This is a genomic window from Enterobacter cloacae complex sp. IR5418 (genome assembly GCF_049238105.1).
GTDB classification, from domain to species: Bacteria; Pseudomonadota; Gammaproteobacteria; order Enterobacterales; family Enterobacteriaceae; genus Enterobacter; species Enterobacter hormaechei.
Genome location: NZ_JBMKHS010000029.1, coordinates 38,194 through 55,764, shown reverse-complemented (window position 1 = coordinate 55,764; position 17,571 = coordinate 38,194). Strand labels below are relative to the sequence as shown.

11 protein-coding genes and 1 pseudogene are annotated in these 17,571 nt (G+C 55.5%); 5 read left to right on the top strand and 7 right to left on the bottom strand.

The features are described from left to right. The 7 genes and pseudogenes from dmsB to lrp form a co-directional block, all read right to left on the bottom strand. Positions 1 to 170: pseudogene (dmsB, locus tag ACOTX7_RS18880) on the bottom strand (dimethylsulfoxide reductase iron-sulfur subunit DmsB); the annotation flags it as partial. A gap of 10 nt (positions 171 to 180) precedes the next feature. Further along, a complete protein-coding gene (gene dmsA / locus ACOTX7_RS18875; protein ID WP_221257161.1) occupies positions 181 to 2,625 on the bottom strand; it encodes a dimethylsulfoxide reductase subunit A in 2,445 nt (814 codons plus the stop codon). A 212-nt stretch (positions 2,626 to 2,837) separates the two neighbouring features. Continuing rightward, positions 2,838 to 4,130, bottom strand: a complete 1,293-nt coding sequence (gene serS, locus ACOTX7_RS18870; RefSeq protein WP_047354362.1) for a serine--tRNA ligase — start codon at positions 4,128 to 4,130, stop codon at positions 2,838 to 2,840. A gap of 92 nt (positions 4,131 to 4,222) precedes the next feature. Continuing rightward, positions 4,223 to 5,566: a replication-associated recombination protein RarA gene (gene rarA / locus ACOTX7_RS18865; RefSeq protein ID WP_006809396.1), complete on the bottom strand. Its 1,344-nt coding sequence runs from the start codon at positions 5,564 to 5,566 to the stop codon at positions 4,223 to 4,225. A 9-nt stretch (positions 5,567 to 5,575) separates the two neighbouring features. After that, a complete protein-coding gene (gene lolA, locus ACOTX7_RS18860; RefSeq protein ID WP_003858270.1) occupies positions 5,576 to 6,190 on the bottom strand; it encodes an outer membrane lipoprotein chaperone LolA in 615 nt (204 codons plus the stop codon). 127 nt (positions 6,191 to 6,317) lie between these two features. After that, positions 6,318 to 9,974 (bottom strand): DNA translocase FtsK 4TM domain-containing protein, encoded by a 3,657-nt coding sequence (locus ACOTX7_RS18855; protein WP_221813638.1) that lies wholly within the window; start codon positions 9,972 to 9,974, stop codon positions 6,318 to 6,320. Between the two features lie 135 nt (positions 9,975 to 10,109). Next, positions 10,110 to 10,604, bottom strand: a complete 495-nt coding sequence (gene lrp, locus ACOTX7_RS18850) for a leucine-responsive transcriptional regulator Lrp (RefSeq protein WP_000228469.1) — start codon at positions 10,602 to 10,604, stop codon at positions 10,110 to 10,112. 543 nt (positions 10,605 to 11,147) lie between these two features. Between lrp and trxB the strand changes: the two genes are divergently transcribed. The 5 genes from trxB (at position 11,148) to infA (ending at position 16,971) form a co-directional block, all read left to right on the top strand. Continuing rightward, entirely contained in the window at positions 11,148 to 12,116 is a 969-nt protein-coding gene (gene trxB / locus ACOTX7_RS18845; RefSeq protein WP_221257159.1) for a thioredoxin-disulfide reductase, read from the top strand. 114 nt (positions 12,117 to 12,230) lie between these two features. Beyond that, positions 12,231 to 13,997: a heme ABC transporter permease/ATP-binding protein CydD gene (cydD, locus tag ACOTX7_RS18840; RefSeq protein ID WP_006809401.1), complete on the top strand. Its 1,767-nt coding sequence runs from the start codon at positions 12,231 to 12,233 to the stop codon at positions 13,995 to 13,997. Next, entirely contained in the window at positions 13,997 to 15,718 is a 1,722-nt protein-coding gene (gene cydC, locus ACOTX7_RS18835; protein ID WP_125358251.1) for a heme ABC transporter ATP-binding protein/permease CydC, read from the top strand. Before cydD ends, cydC begins: the two co-directional genes overlap by 1 nt. A 45-nt stretch (positions 15,719 to 15,763) precedes the next feature. Further along, positions 15,764 to 16,468, top strand: coding sequence for a leucyl/phenylalanyl-tRNA--protein transferase (gene aat / locus ACOTX7_RS18830; RefSeq protein WP_006809403.1), 705 nt, complete (start codon positions 15,764 to 15,766; stop codon positions 16,466 to 16,468). A 284-nt stretch (positions 16,469 to 16,752) separates the two neighbouring features. Beyond that, positions 16,753 to 16,971: a translation initiation factor IF-1 gene (infA, locus tag ACOTX7_RS18825; protein ID WP_002211347.1), complete on the top strand. Its 219-nt coding sequence runs from the start codon at positions 16,753 to 16,755 to the stop codon at positions 16,969 to 16,971. Positions 16,972 to 17,571: the final 600 nt, after the last annotated feature.

The window sequence follows — 17,571 nt, the reverse complement described above, 5'->3', positions numbered from 1 at the left end:
TTCTGATGCCAGACGCCGTTGTCCTCCTGCCAGTCGCCGCCCGCGTATTCATAAATACGGCGGAAGCTGACGTCCGGGGTTAAGTCTTTGTAATCCTTGCAGGCCAGCTCGCAGGTTTTGCACCCGGTGCAGCGGCTGGAATCAATAAAAAATCCATACTGGGTTGTCATCGGTTACTCCTTACGCCTTTTCAACCTGAACGAGGTTTGTGTGGGATGGGTTGCCCTTCGCCAGCGGCGACGGACGCTGCGTAGTGAGAACGTTGATGCAGCCCGCCTGATCGATACGGTTCGCATCCGGGTTATACCAGGCCCCTTCCCCCAGCGCGACAACGCCAGGCATCATGCGCGGCGTCACTTTAGCTTCGATATGCACTTCGCCACGCCCGTTGAAGATACGTACGCGATCGCCATTGCTGATACCGCGCGCTTTCGCATCCATCGGGTTGATCCACATCTCCTGTCGGCAGGCCGCTTTCAGTACGTCAACGTTGCCGTAGGTGGAGTGAACACGCGCTTTGTAGTGGAAACCGGTCAACTGAAGCGGGAATTTCTTCGTCAGCGGATCGTTGTAGTTTTCGAAACCAGGGGTATAAATCGGCAGTGGATCGATAACGTCCCCTTCCGGTAATTCCCAGGTTGCGGCAATTTTTGCAAGCTCTTCGGAGTAGATCTCGATTTTGCCTGACGGCGTGGTCAGCGGATTCGCTTGCGGATCTTCACGGAACGCTTTATACGCCACGTGATGCCCTTCCGGGTCACGCTGCTTGTACATGCCCTGCTTGCGGAAGGTGTCGAAGTCCGGCAGGTCAGGAATCGCTTTACGAGAGAGTTCGTGCAGATGGCGCATCCACCCTTCCTGCGTGCGTCCCTCGGTGAACTGCTGCTCAACGCCAAGACGTTTCGCCAGCTCGGAGGTCATCTCATAGATGGTTTTGCACTCGAAGCGCGGCTTGATGGCCTGGTCGGTAAAGATCACGTAGGACATGTTGCCGCAGGAGGCGTCCAGCGCGAAATCCATCTGCTCAGACGCGGTGCAGTCTGGCAGCAGAATATCGGCATACTTCGCCGACGAAGTCATGTGGCAGTCGATCACCACAATCATTTCGCACTTCTTGTCGTCCTGCAAAATTTCATGGGTACGGTTGATTTCAGAGTGCTGGTTGATCAGGCAGTTACCGGCATAGTTCCAGATCATTTTGATCGGCACGTCCAGCTTGTCTTTGCCCCGGACACCGTCGCGCAGCGCGGTCATTTCCGGGCCGCGTTCGATCGCGTCAGTCCACATAAACATGGAGATGCTGGTCTGAACCGGGTTATCCAGCGTTGGCATACGTTCAAACGGTACTTCATCTGAACCTTCACGCGCGCCAGTGTTACCGCCGTGAATACCGACGTTGCCGGTGAGGATCGAGAGCATAGAAATAGCGCGGGTGGCAATTTCGCCATTCGCGTGACGCTGTGGACCCCAGCCCTGGCTGATATAAGCCGGTTTTGCTGAACCAATTTCACGCGCCAGCTGAACAATACGCTCAACCGGAATACCGGTGATGGTGGACGCCCACTCAGGGGTTTTCGCTATACCGTCGCTGCCCTGACCAAGAATATAGGCTTTGTAATGCCCGTTCGCCGGTGCGCTGGCTGGCAGGGTCTTCTCGTCGTAACCAACGCAGTATTTATCCAGGAATGGCTGATCGACGAGATTTTCTGTAATCATCACATACGCCAGCGCGTTTACCAGCGCAGCATCCGTGCCCGGACGAATGGGGATCCACTCGTCTTCACGTCCTGCCCCGGTATCGGTATAGCGCGGATCGACGATGATCATGCGGGCATTAGATTTGGCGCGCGCCTGCTCAAGATAATAGGTTACCCCGCCGCCGCTCATGCGCGTTTCGCCCGGGTTATTACCGAACAGCACCACCAGTTTACTGTTTTCGATATCGGACGGGCTGTTACCGTCAGCCCAGCCGCCGTAGGTGTAGTTCAGGCCAGCGGCAATCTGTGCGGAAGAGTAGTCACCGTAGTGATTGAGATAGCCGCCGCAGCAGTTCATCAGGCGGGCGACAAGCGTTTTACCGGGTGGCCAGGAGCGGGTCATGGTGCCGCCCAGCGTCCCGGTGCCGTAGTTCAGGTAGATGGATTCGTTGCCATACTCTTTGATCAGACGCTGCATGTTGGTGGCGATGATATCGTAGGCTTCGTCCCAGCTAATACGCTCGAACTTCCCTTCCCCACGCTTACCGACACGCTTCATCGGATATTTCAGACGATCCGGGTTATAGACGCGACGTCGCATTGAGCGTCCGCGCAGACAGGCACGAACCTGATGTAACCCTTCGTAGTTATCGTCCCCGGTATTGTCGGTTTCGACATATTTGATTTCACCGTCCACAACATGCATACGCAGGGGACACCGGCTACCACAGTTAACGGTACAGGCACTCCACACCACTTTTTCCGGGGCTGAAGCGGGAGACAGAGCCTCCGCCGCCGACGCCAGACGGGTAAAAGGGAGCGTAAAGGCGCTGCTGGCAACCGCCAGACCACCTATTGCCGTGGTTTTCATCAACCCACGGCGAGTGACCTCGGCAGCCATAAACGCTTCAGGCGCTTTGATTTTCATAAAGACTCACTTTGGTTGCTCACAAAGAAAAGAGAGGCGGCGCAAACCGCTATGTAGTTTTATATATAACGAATTACTACGTTATTGGTGTTTTATGCTAACTTTCATTCGGAGAAGTATTACTACTTTAGAGTGAGGAGGTATTGCGTCGTATCAATTCAGAGGGATAAAAAAAGCGCCCGAAGGCGCTTTTGTGCGTAAGTGCAAAATCATTAACCGATGAACTGCTGACCTTTCATGTAAGGACGCAGCACTTCAGGGATCTCAATACGTCCGTCAGCCTGCTGGTAGTTTTCCAGCACAGCAACCAGAGTACGGCCTACAGCCAGACCAGAACCGTTCAGGGTATGAACCAGACGGGTTTTCTTGTCAGACTTGCTGCGGCAACGCGCCTGCATACGGCGTGCCTGGAAATCCCAGACGTTAGAGCAGGAGGAGATTTCACGGTAGGTGTTCTGCGCTGGCACCCACACTTCGAGGTCGAAGGTTTTGCAGGCGCCGAAGCCCATGTCACCGGTGCACAGCGCCATACGGCGATATGGCAGGCCGAGCAGCTCCAGCACTTTCTCTGCGTGACCGGTCATCTCTTCCAGCGCGTCCATAGACTCTTCCGGACGAACGATCTGCACCATTTCAACTTTATCGAACTGGTGCATACGGATCAGACCGCGAGTATCACGACCGTAAGAACCCGCTTCAGAGCGGAAACACGGAGAGTGCGCGGTCAGTTTGATTGGCAGATCGTCTTCGTCGATGATCTCATCACGCACGAGGTTGGTCAGCGGCACTTCCGCGGTTGGGATCAGCGCGTAGTTGCTGCTGTCAGCTTCCTCGTCCAGCGGACGGGTATGGAACAGATCGCCGGCAAATTTCGGCAGCTGGCCTGTACCGTACAGCGTATCGTGGTTAACCAGATACGGAACGTAGGTTTCGCTGTAGCCGTGCTGCTCGGTATGCAGATCCAGCATGAACTGCGCCAGCGCACGGTGCAGATGGGCAATCTGACCTTTCATTACCACGAAACGAGAACCGGTCAGCTTAACCGCAGCCGCAAAGTCCAGGCCCGCATGCATTTCGCCCAGCGTCACGTGATCGCGTACCTCGAAGTCAAACTCGCGAGGCGTACCCCAGCGTTTCACTTCAACGTTGTCGTTTTCGTCTTTGCCGACAGGCACGCTGTCGTCAGGAATGTTCGGGATCGCCAGGGCGATATCACGAATTTCAGCCTGAAGAATGTCCAGTTCAGCTTTCGCCTGATCCAGCTCTTCACCCAGTTTGTTCACTTCCAGGCGTAATGGCTCAATATCTTCCCCGCGCGCTTTCGCCTGGCCAATGGATTTCGATCGAGAATTACGCTCTGCTTGCAGATTTTCAGTTTGTACCTGCAAAACTTTACGACGCTCTTCAAGAGCGCGCAGCTTATCTACATCCAGCTTAAAGCCCCGGCGTGCCAGTTTTTCAGCGACTGCGTCTGGCTCATTACGCAGCAGATTGGGATCGAGCATGCTTATCCTGTGCTTATCGAATTAAAAGAGGAAAAAGTGACCACAGCCTGCGGCCACAGAGATATATTGCCAACATTACCGCAACGATTGAACTAACGGTAGCGTTTTATAGGGCTATTTTGATCCTGTCCGGCAAGCCAGGCGAGCTTTTCGCCAATCTTACCCTCAAGACCTCTGTTTGTGGGGTGATAATAGCGGGTTTGTGCCATCTCCTGCGGGAAATACTCTTCCCCGGCGGCGTAGGCGTTGGGTTCGTCATGGGCGTAGCGATACTCCTGCCCGTAACCCATCTCTTTCATCAGTTTGGTTGGCGCATTGCGCAGATGAACGGGCACATCGTAGTCCGGGCGCTCGCGCGCGTCCGACATCGCCGCTTTGAAGGCGGTATACACCGCATTGCTTTTCGGCGCGCAGGCCAGATAGACAATCGCCTGCGCAATAGCACGCTCCCCCTCCGCAGGCCCGACGCGGGTAAAGCAGTCCCAGGCGGAGATAGCGACCTGCATGGCGCGCGGATCGGCATTGCCGACATCTTCCGACGCAATGGCCAGGCAGCGACGCGCGACATATAATGGATCGCCACCGGCGGTGATAATACGCGCGTACCAGTAAAGCGCCGCATCCGGAGCACTGCCGCGCACGGATTTATGTAATGCTGAGATCAGGTCATAAAAACGGTCGCCTTTATTATCGAAACGCGCGCTGCGCTCCCCGGCTATTTCGGTCAGCAACTCCTGCTTCAGCACCCGCTTTCCGGCATCGTCCACTTCGGCCATGTCGGCCATCATTTCCAGCGTATTCAGCGCCCGGCGCGCATCGCCGTTGACCAGTTCAGCAATCGCCCGGCGCGTGTCGTCCGGCAGAACGATATCCTGCCCACCGTAGCCGCGCGCCTTATCCTCCATCGCCTGCGTCAGAACCTTTTCGATATCTTCCGTGGTCAGGGATTTAAGGAGATACACGCGCGCACGGGAAAGAAGCGCCGAGTTCAGCTCAAACGATGGGTTTTCCGTGGTTGCGCCGATGAAGAAAATCGTACCGTCTTCAATGTGCGGCAGGAACGCATCCTGCTGGCTCTTGTTGAAGCGGTGGACTTCGTCAACAAACAGAATGGTGCGACGCCCGGCATTGCGGTTTTGCCGCGCCCGCTCGATCGCCTCGCGGATCTCTTTTACACCCGACGTCACCGCAGAAATCCGCTCAACGTCTGCATTGGCGTAACGGGCGATCACTTCAGCGAGGGTAGTTTTACCGGTTCCGGGTGGACCCCAGAGGATCATGGAGTGCAGATGCCCCGCCTCAATAGCGCGCGGCAAGGGTTTCCCCGCAGCCAGCAGGTGTTGCTGGCCAATATACTGCGCTAAATTTTCTGGCCGCATACGGGCGGCCAGAGGTTGAAACGCATTATCTGAAAAATCGAGCGACAGGTTGCTCACTCATGCCTCTTACTTATTGCGTTGGTCGTCCACCGTTACGCCCTGCGGCGGGGTAAAGGTGAATTTCGATGCATCAACGGCGCCGTTTTGCTGAGACTTCAACTGATAGCTACTGCGCTGATCGTCCTGCTCAACCGCACCGAACTGATTGATAGTACCGTTGCTGCTCACGTTAATGGTGAACTGTTTCAGGTTACCGTTGCTGCCTTTTGGCGTCAGGACAAACTCATCACCGTTTTGTTTAATGTTGTACTGCTGCCAGTCGCTGGACTGGTTACGGGCAATGAGCATAAAGGGCGTATTGCTGGTCGCGTCTTTCAGCCAGGTAGCGGTCGCCTGCTCAACAAACGGGTTGTAGAACCATAAGGTTTTACCGTCAGACACCAGAACGCTTTCATCCGGCTGGGTCATATGCCAGTTGAAGAGATTCGGGCGTTTGACCCACAAATCCCCCTGACCTTCCTGCACCGCGTTGCCGCTGCCGTCAGTCACTTTTTGCGTGAAGCTGGCGTGGAAGCTGCTTACTTTATCCAGTCGGCTTTTAAGGTCGCTGGCTGCATCAGCCCAGACGCTGCTGGCAACAAAACTGGAGAGTAATGCACAGGCGATGGCGATTTTTTTCATTGTTATTCCTTAAAATACGTCTTCCCGATATGGGAGTTCCGTTTCTATTCTGGACCTGCCCGAAGGCAGGCGACAGAAGAATATGCTTAATTTTTGCTGATTTACCCTTCTTTGCAATCGCTGAAGGTTAATCAAACGGCGGTGGCGCGAGCACCTCACGGTTACCGTTATGCCCCTGTTCGCTGACGATACCCTGCGCTTCCATCTGCTCGATAATACGCGCCGCGCGGTTGTAGCCGATGCGGAACTGACGCTGCACACCAGAGATGGACGCTTTACGTTTTTCGGTGACGAAATTAACCGCCTGGTCGAATAACGGATCCAGCTCTTCGCCGCCGTCAAAACCACCGCCGCCGCCTTCGCTTTCGCTGTCGGAGGTGATGCCGTCAACGTATTGCGGACGTCCGCGCGCTTTCCAGTCCTGCACCACGGCATGCACTTCCTGGTCGCGAACAAACGCACCGTGGACACGCACCGGCGAGGTGGAGTTCGGGCCGGAATAGAGCATATCACCCATCCCCAGCAGCGACTCTGCACCACCCTGGTCAAGGATAGTACGCGAGTCAATTTTACTCGACACGGTAAACGCGATACGGGTCGGGATGTTTGCCTTAATAAGACCGGTGATGACGTCGACGGACGGGCGCTGTGTTGCCAGCACCAGGTGGATACCCGCCGCACGCGCCTTCTGTGCCAGACGCGCAATCAGCTCTTCCACTTTCTTACCCACGGTCATCATCAGGTCGGCGAATTCATCCACCAGCACCACGATGTAAGGCAGTTTTTCCAGCACCGGATGCTGGGCATCCATGCTGTCACCCGGCTTCCAGTATGGGTCCGGAATCGGACGGCCCATACGCGCCGCCTCGGCGATTTTCTCGTTATAACCGGCCAGGTTACGTACGCCCAGCGCAGACATTAGCTTGTAGCGACGCTCCATTTCATTGACGCTCCAGCGCAACGCGTTGGCGGCGTCCTTCATGTCGGTTACCACTTCCGTTAACAGGTGCGGAATACCTTCGTAGACGGACAGTTCGAGCATTTTCGGGTCGATCATGATGAAACGCACATCTTCAGGCTGCGCTTTGTAGAGCATACTGAGGATCATGGCGTTCACCCCGACCGATTTACCGGAACCGGTGGTACCCGCAACCAGCAGGTGCGGCATCTTCGCGAGATCGGCAACCACCGGATCGCCCGCGATATCTTTACCCAGCACCACGGTCAGCGGGGACGGGTTGTCGCGGAATTTGGTGTTATCCAGCACTTCACGCAGATAAACGGTCTGGCGTTTCTTGTTTGGCAGCTCAAGACCAACGTAAGGCTTGCCAGGGATCACTTCCACTACGCGTACCGCCACGGTGGACAGAGAACGCGCCAGGTCGCGGGACAGATTCGAAATACGCGCCGCTTTTACGCCCGGCGCCAGGTTCAGTTCGAAACGGGTGATCACCGGACCCGGTGAGTAGTTCACCACATCCGCTTTAATACGGAAGTCAGCCAGACGTGCTTCAACCAGACGGGCCATCTGCTCAAGGGCAAAGGTGTCAACCGGCTCCACTTCTGCTGGCGGCGGCGTTAACAGATCCAACGATGGCAGCGGCGTGCTTGGGCGTTGCAGCGGACGGCTGTCTCCGTTACGCATCAGCAGCGGGTGAATCAGGCTTTCCTGCGGCTGTGGTGCTGGCTGCTGGTACTGCGGCTGCGGCGGTTGGGCAGGCGTCTGCGGCTGAGCATAAGCCTGTGGCGCTGGCTGTTGTGGCTGCGCATAAGCCTGCGGCGCTGGCGCCTGACGCACCGGTTCCGCTTCCGGCATCACGCTCGGCGTAAACAGCGGCTCGCTCGGCCCGTCATCCACCAGATCTTTCATCGGTGAAAATTCAAAATCTGACAGCGAGAACGGATTTGCACCCGAAGGCTGCTCACCGGAATAACGTTGCTGTTGCGTGGCCGCAAACTGACGCGCTAATTCCGCTTCGGCAGCATCATCCTCATCCTGCTGAGAATGAACATCGTGTTGGTACTCGTTCCCATAGCGCTGAGTCTGCTGGGCGGCAAACTGACGCGCCAGCTCATCCTGATGCAGTTCGTCGGCATCATCTTCGTAGTCGGACTCACGGGCTTTCTCTTCCGCCATACGCTGGGAAGGCAGTTTAATGCCATAGGAGGCCAGCTCCCGGCGCGTCGGTACGCGCACGCGATTGGGGCGCGGCAATTGTGGACCAATGCCCTCTTTCACCTGAGGACGCGGCGCGCCGTCGGTTACCGGGCTGAACAGCGGAGCGGACGCGGCAGCGGCTGCCGTTGCCTGCTTCACGGTTTCAGCTCCCGACTCAACGGCTGGCGTGGGGTCTACAGGTGCAACGCTCGCAGAAGGCGCTTTTGCAACAGGCTCCTGCACCGGCTCAGGCACCGGCTGATACCAGGCGGCAAGCTGCTCGCGCTCACGGGCGCGGCGCTCTTCCACTTCTTCAAAATAGTACAATGGCGGACGGGATGGCTTCGCTTCCTCCACCGCGTCGGGTTCAGGCGCAACGTATGGCTGTTCTGGTACAGCGGGTTCGGGCGTATAAGCCTGATACGGTTGTTGCGGCTCGCTGGCAGGCTCAGGCGGCTGATACGGTTGCTGCCACTGTTCCTGCTGCACAGGAATATAGCTTTCAGGCTCCGGCGCAATGGTCGGTTCAGGCGTATGGACGCCTGGCGCAGTCTGCCAGTCTACCTGCGGTTGCTGGATCGCGGACTCTGGTGCCGGAACAGGCGAGGACGGCATGACGGCTTCAACAGGCGCAACATGGGCCTGCGCAGCCGTCGTTGCGGCAGCAGCAGCGGCTACCGGTTCAGTCACTGAATAACCATTCAACAGCGGATCGTATTCGTCATACTCACCCGGCGTGGCTCGATGACCAGAGAACAGCACGTCATCAGGATCGACGGCCGCACCGCGATACTCAATCTGCTCGTCTTCATCCATACGCTTGCCGGAGAAAAGCGCGGCATCCGTTTTACGGCCTAACGGGTTAGCAAATTTTTCAGCAACGCGCTGACGGCGCGCCAGAGCACCGCGCAGAATACGCGCGCGACGAGATTCACGACGCTCATCAGGCGCATCGTCTTCTTCATACTCATCTTCATATTCGTCTTCATCGACCCACGTATCGTCGCGACGGGTGCGATTGCTGGCAAACGTGAGCAGAGTCAGAATAAAGCTGCCGATTTTTTCGGCAATGCTCACCCAGGACCAGCCGGTAAACAGCGTCAGTCCCGCCGCCCAGATACAGAGCAGCGCCAGCGTGCCGCCGCTGCTGTGAAGCATCGGTTGCAGCGCGGAACTTAACAGGCTGCCAATCACCCCGCCAGAGGCGAAATACCAGATATCATCGGCATTGATCGCCGCCAGCCCACAGGAGGTGAGGATCAGCGCCAGGGCGCCAATCAGACGCAGCGAAACGGCAAAATAATCGATGTAGTCGTCATTCTGTCGATGACGCCATGCAAACCAGCATCCGCCAATAATAATGACGGGAAGGGTATAGGCCATCACACCGAAAATGAAGAAGAGCGTGTCCGCAAGCCAGGCGCCGGGAACACCACCTAAGTTATGGATAGGCTCATGCCATGCGGTTTGCGACCAGCTGGGATCTGAGGGGTTGAAACTGAGTAAGGCAGCCATCAGCCAGACGGCAAAAAGGGCAATAACAATCAGTAACGCCTCAAGGAGACGACGTCCGCTGCTTAGCTTAGATAATGTGACTTCTTTGTCTTCAGTGTATTCCTGGCTCAAGAAAGGCTCTCCAGGTATCAGGCATGTCCTGCCTGTGTGCTAAAACGGACAACAGTGCCGGGACTCCCCGGCACTGTTGCTGTATGGATTAACAGGAGTGTAATCAAACTACACTGATTTTGCACCTGTTCCGTGTTAGCGCGTCTTAATAACCAGACGATTGCTCTGTTTGACCTCTTCCATCACCACATAAGTACGGGTGTCGTTCACGCCTGGCAGACGCAGCAGGGTTTCACCCAGCAGCTTACGGTAGGCGGACATATCAGGCACACGGGTTTTCAACAGGTAGTCAAAATCACCGGAAACCAGATGACACTCTTGAATTTCTTCAAGTTTTTGTACAGCGGCGTTAAATTGCTCAAACACATCCGGCGCACCACGATTCAGAGTAATCTCAACAAATACCAGAAGTGAGGCATCCAGATAATGCGGGTTCAGCAGAGCCGTATAGCCCTGAATAAAACCCTGTCTTTCCAGTCGACGCACACGCTCAAGGCACGGCGTCGGGGAAAGTCCCACACGTTTTGAAAGCTCGACGTTGGAAATACGCCCATCCTTTTGCAATTCATTAAGAATGTTACGATCGATACGGTCGAGATCTTTGCCAGGGCGCTTCTTGCTATCTACCATTATTATTGTCTCTCTGTATTCCTTCCCTACTCCTGCCTGGACCCTGTGCACATCACTGTTCAGAGCCTGTACCCGTTATTCATCACATCGCCTGGTTATGTATTAGACGCGATGTGGATTCGGGTTCTGCGGTAAGAAGACCGTTGCCCGAAAGCAGTCACAGACATCACGTATGGCGTCTGTCCACACCATGCGTAGATTTCACTGACCCGGTAAAAATGGCATTTCCGTGCATGTCTATGCGACATGCAGTTCGTGCGTCTTTTTTTCTTCCTTGAATGTTTTCGCAAAAGCGCAGGGGATTGTCAAAGCAAAACATCGATTTTTAGTACAAGATGCCGGATATTCATTACGGAGGGGTATTAATCCTCATTTTATTGCCTTATAAACGCGCAGTTTTCAGTAGCAGACGTGATGTGACCGCCTTTGACCCATAGGGCGCGTCTATTGCATATATCGGAAGCAAAACTGTCGTGCTCTTTTTTTACGGCAACAAATTCCCTACAATCCAGCCCATTGCCTGCCAACAACAATGGGGATCTCATGGGCACGACCAAACACAGTAAGCTGCTAATCCTTGGTTCTGGACCTGCGGGATATACCGCAGCGGTCTATGCTGCACGCGCTAACCTGCAACCGGTACTGATCACCGGGATGGAAAAAGGCGGTCAATTGACCACCACCACGGAAGTGGAAAACTGGCCGGGCGACCCGAACGACCTGACCGGGCCGCTGCTGATGGAGCGCATGCATGAGCATGCCACCAAATTCGAAACCGAAATTCTGTTCGACCACATTAATAAAGTGGATTTGCAGAACCGTCCGTTCCGCCTGACGGGTGACAGCGGCGAGTACACCTGTGATGCACTGATCATCGCCACCGGCGCCTCTGCCCGCTATCTCGGCCTGCCGTCTGAAGAAGCGTTCAAAGGCCGCGGCGTGTCAGCCTGTGCCACCTGCGACGGTTTCTTCTACCGCAACCAGAAAGTTGCGGTTATCGGTGGCGGCAACACCGCTGTGGAAGAAGCGCTGTATCTGGCAAACATTGCCTCAGAAGTACACCTGATCCACCGTCGCGACACCTTCCGTGCGGAGAAGATCCTGATCAAACGCCTGATGGACAAAGTGGCGAGCGGCAACATTGTGCTGCACACCAACCGTACGCTGGAAGAAGTGACCGGCGATCAGATGGGCGTGGCGGGACTGCGTATCCGTGATACCCAGGACACCGATAACGTCGAAACGCTGGACGTGGCGGGCCTGTTTGTGGCAATTGGTCACAGCCCGAACACGGCTATCTTCGAAGGCCAGCTTGAGCTGGAGAACGGCTACATCAAAGTGCAGTCTGGCATTCACGGCAACGCCACCCAGACCAGCATTCCAGGTGTCTTCGCGGCAGGCGACGTGATGGACCATATTTATCGCCAGGCGATCACCTCTGCGGGCACCGGCTGTATGGCCGCGCTGGATGCAGAACGATATCTGGATGGACTGGCTGAACAAGGTAAATAATCTTTACAAGTCAGTAACAAACGTAAATAAAGGCGGCCACAGGTCGCCTTTATTTTTGCTCACGTGTAACATGCAGATGTCTAATTTCTTATAACGTCACCTGCAAAGTACGCAATGGAAAAAACCCGTCAACAAGAGTTAACACGCTGGCTGAAACAGCAAAGCGTTCTGTCCCGCCGCTGGCTTATGATCTCCCGCATTCTGGGTTTTATCAGCGGTCTGTTGATTGTTGCCCAGGCATGGCTGCTGGCCCGCATTCTCAATCATATGATCATGGAGAACATCCCGCGCGAAGCGCTGCTGTTGCCGTTTATCGTTCTGGTGCTGGTTTTTGTTCTGCGTGCGTGGGTGGTCTGGCTGCGCGAGCGGGTTGGGTTCCACGCCGGGCAGCACATCCGCTATGAGATCCGCCGCAAGGTGCTCGACCGGCTTTCTGAAGCCGGTCCTGCGTGGATCCAGGGCAAACCGGCCGGTAGCTGGGCAACGCTGATCCTTGAGCAAATCGATGATATGCACGATTACTACGCGCGGTATCTTCCACAGATGGCGCTGGCGGTTTTTGTGCCACTGCTGATTGTTATCGCCATCTTCCCTGTTAACTGGGTGGCGGCGTTGATCCTGCTGGGCACCGCCCCGCTGATCCCGCTGTTTATGGCAATGGTCGGCATGGGCGCGGCAGATGCAAACCGTCGCAACTTCCTGGCGCTGGGTCGGTTGAGCGGTCATTTCCTGGACCGTCTGCGCGGAATGGAAACCCTGCGGATCTTTGGTCGTGGTGAAGCGGAAACCGAAAACATTCGCCTGGCGTCGCAGGATTTTCGTCAGCGCACCATGGAAGTGTTGCGCATGGCCTTCCTCTCTTCAGGCGTGCTCGAATTCTTTACTTCCCTGTCGATTGCGCTGGTGGCGGTTTACTTTGGTTTTTCCTACCTCGGCGCGCTGGATTTCGGCCACTACGGTACGGCGGTAACCCTTTCCGCCGGGTTCCTGGCGCTGATCCTGGCTCCGGAATTTTTCCAGCCGCTTCGCGATCTCGGCACCTTTTACCATGCCAAAGCGCAGGCGGTGGGTGCTGCCGACAGCCTGAAAACCTTCCTGGAAACGCCACTGGCGCATCCGGAGCGTGGTGAAGTGACGCTGAATACGAATGATCCGGTGATCGTTGAAGCACAGGATTTTTCTGTTCTGTCCCCTGAAGGCAAAGTGCTGGCCGGTCCGCTGAACTTTACCCTGCCTGCCGGACAACGTGTGGTGCTGGTGGGTACCAGCGGCTCAGGTAAAAGCTCATTGTTGAATGCGCTGTCAGGTTTTATGGCGTATACCGGGTCGCTGCGTATCAACAAAACGGAGCTGCGCGAACTTGATCCTGATGCCTGGCGCAAACAGCTAAGCTGGGTGGGTCAAAACCCTCAGTTGCCTGCCCCGACGCTGCGCGAGAATGTGCTGCTGGCACGGCCAGATGCGCGTGAAGATGAGCTGCAATCGGTCCTCGACCGCGCCTGGGTCAGCGAGTTTCTGCCGCTGCTTGCGCAGGGTGTCGATACCGTCATTGGCGATCAGTCTGCCGGGCTGTCAGTAGGCCAGGCACAGCGCGTCGCGGTTGCCCGTGCATTGCTAAACCCCTGTTCGCTAATGCTGCTTGATGAACCCGCGGCCAGTCTGGACGCTCACAGCGAGCAGCGCGTGATGGATGCGCTTAATGCAGCCTCACGCCAGCAAACCACCCTGATGGTGACCCACCAGCTGGAAGGTATTGCCGACTGGGATCAGATCTGGGTGATGGAAAACGGACACATTGTTGAGCAAGGCGATTACGCCGCGCTTGTTGCCGCGCAGGGGCCGTTTGCGACCCTGCTGGCGAACCGTCAGGAGGATATCTGATGCGCGCCCTGCTTCCCTATCTTGCACTGTATAAACGGCACAAATGGATGCTGACGCTCGGCATTGTGCTGGCGATCGTCACTCTGCTCGCCAGCATCGGCCTGCTCACGCTTTCCGGCTGGTTCCTCTCCGCATCTGCGGCCGCAGGCTTTGCCGGGCTGTACAGCTTTAACTACATGCTCCCTGCCGCCGGGGTGCGCGGCACGGCGATCACGCGAACAGCCGGACGCTACTTCGAGCGTCTGGTCAGCCACGACGCGACTTTCCGCGTGCTGCAACACCTGCGTATTTACACCTTCAGCAAACTGCTGCCCCTCTCCCCTGCCGGGCTGGCACGTTTTCGACAGGGTGAATTACTCAACCGCGTGGTCGCAGATGTGGATACGCTGGATCACCTCTATCTGCGCGTCATTTCACCCATGGTGGGCGCGTTTGTAGTGATTGTCGTGGTGACGCTGGGGTTGAGTTTTCTGGATGTTCCCATCGCGCTGACGCTCGGCGGCATCATGCTGATGACGCTGATTATTCTGCCCCCCCTGTTTTATCGAGCAGGTAAAACCACCGGGGAAAACCTGACGCGTCTGCGCGGAGAGTACCGCCAGCAGCTCACCGCCTGGTTGCAGGGACAGGCCGAACTCACCATTTTTGGCGCCAGCAAACGCTACCGCGCCCGCATGGAAAATACGGAGCTGAACTGGCATGAAGCCCAGCGTCGCCAGTCAGAGCTGACCGCGTTCTCTCAGGCGCTGATGATGTTAATCGGCGGTATTGCCGTTATCGCCATGCTCTGGATGGCCTCCGGTGGCGTGGGCGGTAATGCACAACCTGGCCCGCTGATTGCGCTGTTTGTTTTCTGTGCCCTGGCCGCTTTTGAAGCTTTAGCCCCGGTCACGGGCGCTTTTCAGCATCTCGGCCAGGTCATTGCCTCTGCGCTACGCATTACGGATATTGCCGAGCAGGAGCCGGAAGTGACGTTCAGCGCCGGTCACACCGCCGCGCCGGAGCAGGTCGCGCTCACGCTCAGCAACGTCACTTTCGCCTACGATAATCAGGCGCAAAACGCGCTGGAAGAGATCAGCCTTTCTGTTGATGCCGGGCAGCGCATAGCGATCCTTGGCCGTACGGGATGTGGAAAATCGACGCTTCTGCAACTCCTTACGCGCGCCTGGGACCCGCAGCAGGGCGAGATACGGTTTAATGACATTCCGCTGTCTGGTTTCAGCGAAGCGGCCCTGCGTAAAACGGTCAGCGTCGTGCCCCAGCGGGTGCATCTGTTCAGCGCTACGCTGCGTGATAATCTTCTTCTGGCGGCACCAGACGCCTCCGACGATACGCTGCGGGCGATGCTGGAGCAGGTTGGGCTGCACAAGCTGCTTGAAGACGACGGGTTGAACAGCTGGCTGGGTGAAGGCGGTCGACAGCTCTCCGGCGGCGAACTGCGTCGTCTGGCTATTGCACGTGCGCTGCTGCACGATGCGCCGCTGATGTTGCTGGATGAGCCGACAGAAGGACTGGATGCCACGACAGAGAGTCAAATCCTTGATTTACTGGCGACAGTGATGAAAGGCAAAACCGTGCTGATGGTCACACATCGTCTTCGCGGACTGGTGAATTTCGATCAGATAATTGTGATGGACAACGGACACATAATTGAGCAAGGTAGTCACGCAGAGCTGCTGGCAAAACAGGGTCGCTACTACCAGTTTAAACAGCGCCTGTAGACTATATTTGTAGCGTCCTCTCTCGCGTACTGGAGTTCTGTTGTCATGCGCCTGGTGCAGCTTTCTCGCCATAATATTGCGTTCCCTTCTCCGGAGGGGGCGCTACGTGAACCTAACGGATTGCTGGCTCTGGGCGGCGATCTTAGCCCGGCACGACTCTTAATGGCTTACCAGCGCGGCATCTTCCCGTGGTTTTCTCCCGGTGACCCGATCTTATGGTGGTCTCCCGACCCGCGAGCCGTGCTGTGGCCTGGGCAGTTTCACCTGAGCCGCAGCATGAAGCGTTTTCACGCAAAATCCCCCTTTCGCGTCACGCTCAATCACGCGTTCGGGCAGGTCATTGAAGGCTGCGCTGAAGATCGTCACGAAGGCACCTGGATAACCCGCGATATCATCATCGCCTACCATCAGCTTCATGAACTGGGCTACGCGCATTCCATCGAAGTGTGGGACGGCAGCAACCTCGTCGGGGGCATGTACGGCGTGGCGCAGGGTACGCTGTTTTGCGGCGAGTCGATGTTCTCTCGCGCCACGAATGCCTCGAAAACCGCGCTGCTGGTTTTTAGCCAGGAATTTGCCCGACGTGGCGGACAGCTGATGGATTGTCAGGTGCTGAATGAGCACACCGCCTCGCTCGGTGCCGTTGAAATCTCCCGCCGACACTATATCGAACACCTTGAACAGTGCCGAAAGGAGACTCTTCCACGCGATTTTTGGGTTCCCAGAACGCTCTTTATGCCCAATGCCTAAATGTTTTCCGCATATTTTTTATGAGGGTGTTATAATTACGCCGCAGAGTAGCTTCTGCCTGTTGCCCCGCCGCCGTTTGGGACCCTCGCTTCAGATAACGTCCTGACGTTTATCCTGTCGTCTCCCCTTTACGAATGCGCTTTCTGTTCGGTTGTACCGTGACGCTTGGGCAATACGCTGAGACTGTTTTGCTGCGTTTTAAACGCGCAATTCTTTACTTAATTGAGGAATTTCGGCATTATCTTGCCGGTTCAAAACTTGGTAGTGATACCCCAGAGGATTAGATGGCCAAAGAAGACAATATTGAAATGCAGGGTACCGTACTTGATACGTTACCTAATACCATGTTTCGCGTAGAACTGGAAAACGGTCACGTGGTAACTGCGCACATCTCCGGTAAAATGCGCAAAAACTATATCCGCATTTTGACGGGCGACAAAGTGACTGTTGAACTGACCCCGTACGACCTGAGCAAAGGCCGCATTGTCTTCCGTAGTCGCTAATTGTTTTCGCCTGTAATGGCAGATGAATATTAAATAAGGCCGGGATTTTCCCGGCCTTATTTTTTTGTCAGGACAGTCGATTATTTGAACGGTTGGTTGGGTTTAGTTTCGGCTTTTGTGTTGGTTGTACGGTGGTGCACACAATAAAATCACACAGCCTCACACTTGATGATTTCTAAGCTGCCTGTACGGCAGTGCACAGTCAGGTCCCGGCAGTTCCTTACGTCGGTCATTTCTAAGCTGCCTGAACGACAGTGCACTACAAAGCATCATCGCTCGCAATGTAAAACATTTTCTAAGCTGCCTGAACGGCAGTGCACATGTAACGCATGGTTGTTGTGGAAGACTTGAATTTCTAAGCTGCCTGTACGGCAGTGCACGAAATAATACCTTCTCAACATCATGATTTTCATACAAAAAAAGCTAAAATCCCTGCTCAAACCCTTTTTTGCGCCCCAGGATATTTAACCGAAAAATCAATACATTACATTCCTTCCCAAAATTAGGATCAAATACCATCCTTCTTTTACCCCACCCTGAACAAAAAACACCCGTTCCCTATCTCATGACAAATAACTATACTTAACCATGACAAATGAC

Excerpts from the sequence above, each read along its gene's own strand:
- lolA (WP_003858270.1), bottom strand. The coding sequence starts at position 6,190 with ATGAAAAAAATCGCCATCGCCTGTGCATTACTCTCCAGTTTTGTTGCC.
- lrp (WP_000228469.1), bottom strand. The coding sequence starts at position 10,604 with ATGGTAGATAGCAAGAAGCGCCCTGGCAAAGATCTCGACCGTATCGAT.
- trxB (WP_221257159.1), top strand. The coding sequence starts at position 11,148 with ATGGGCACGACCAAACACAGTAAGCTGCTAATCCTTGGTTCTGGACCT.
- aat (WP_006809403.1), top strand. The coding sequence starts at position 15,764 with ATGCGCCTGGTGCAGCTTTCTCGCCATAATATTGCGTTCCCTTCTCCG.
- cydD (WP_006809401.1), top strand. The coding sequence starts at position 12,231 with ATGGAAAAAACCCGTCAACAAGAGTTAACACGCTGGCTGAAACAGCAA.
- cydC (WP_125358251.1), top strand. The coding sequence starts at position 13,997 with ATGCGCGCCCTGCTTCCCTATCTTGCACTGTATAAACGGCACAAATGG.
- infA (WP_002211347.1), top strand. The coding sequence starts at position 16,753 with ATGGCCAAAGAAGACAATATTGAAATGCAGGGTACCGTACTTGATACG.
- dmsA (WP_221257161.1), bottom strand. The coding sequence starts at position 2,625 with ATGAAAATCAAAGCGCCTGAAGCGTTTATGGCTGCCGAGGTCACTCGC.
- serS (WP_047354362.1), bottom strand. The coding sequence starts at position 4,130 with ATGCTCGATCCCAATCTGCTGCGTAATGAGCCAGACGCAGTCGCTGAA.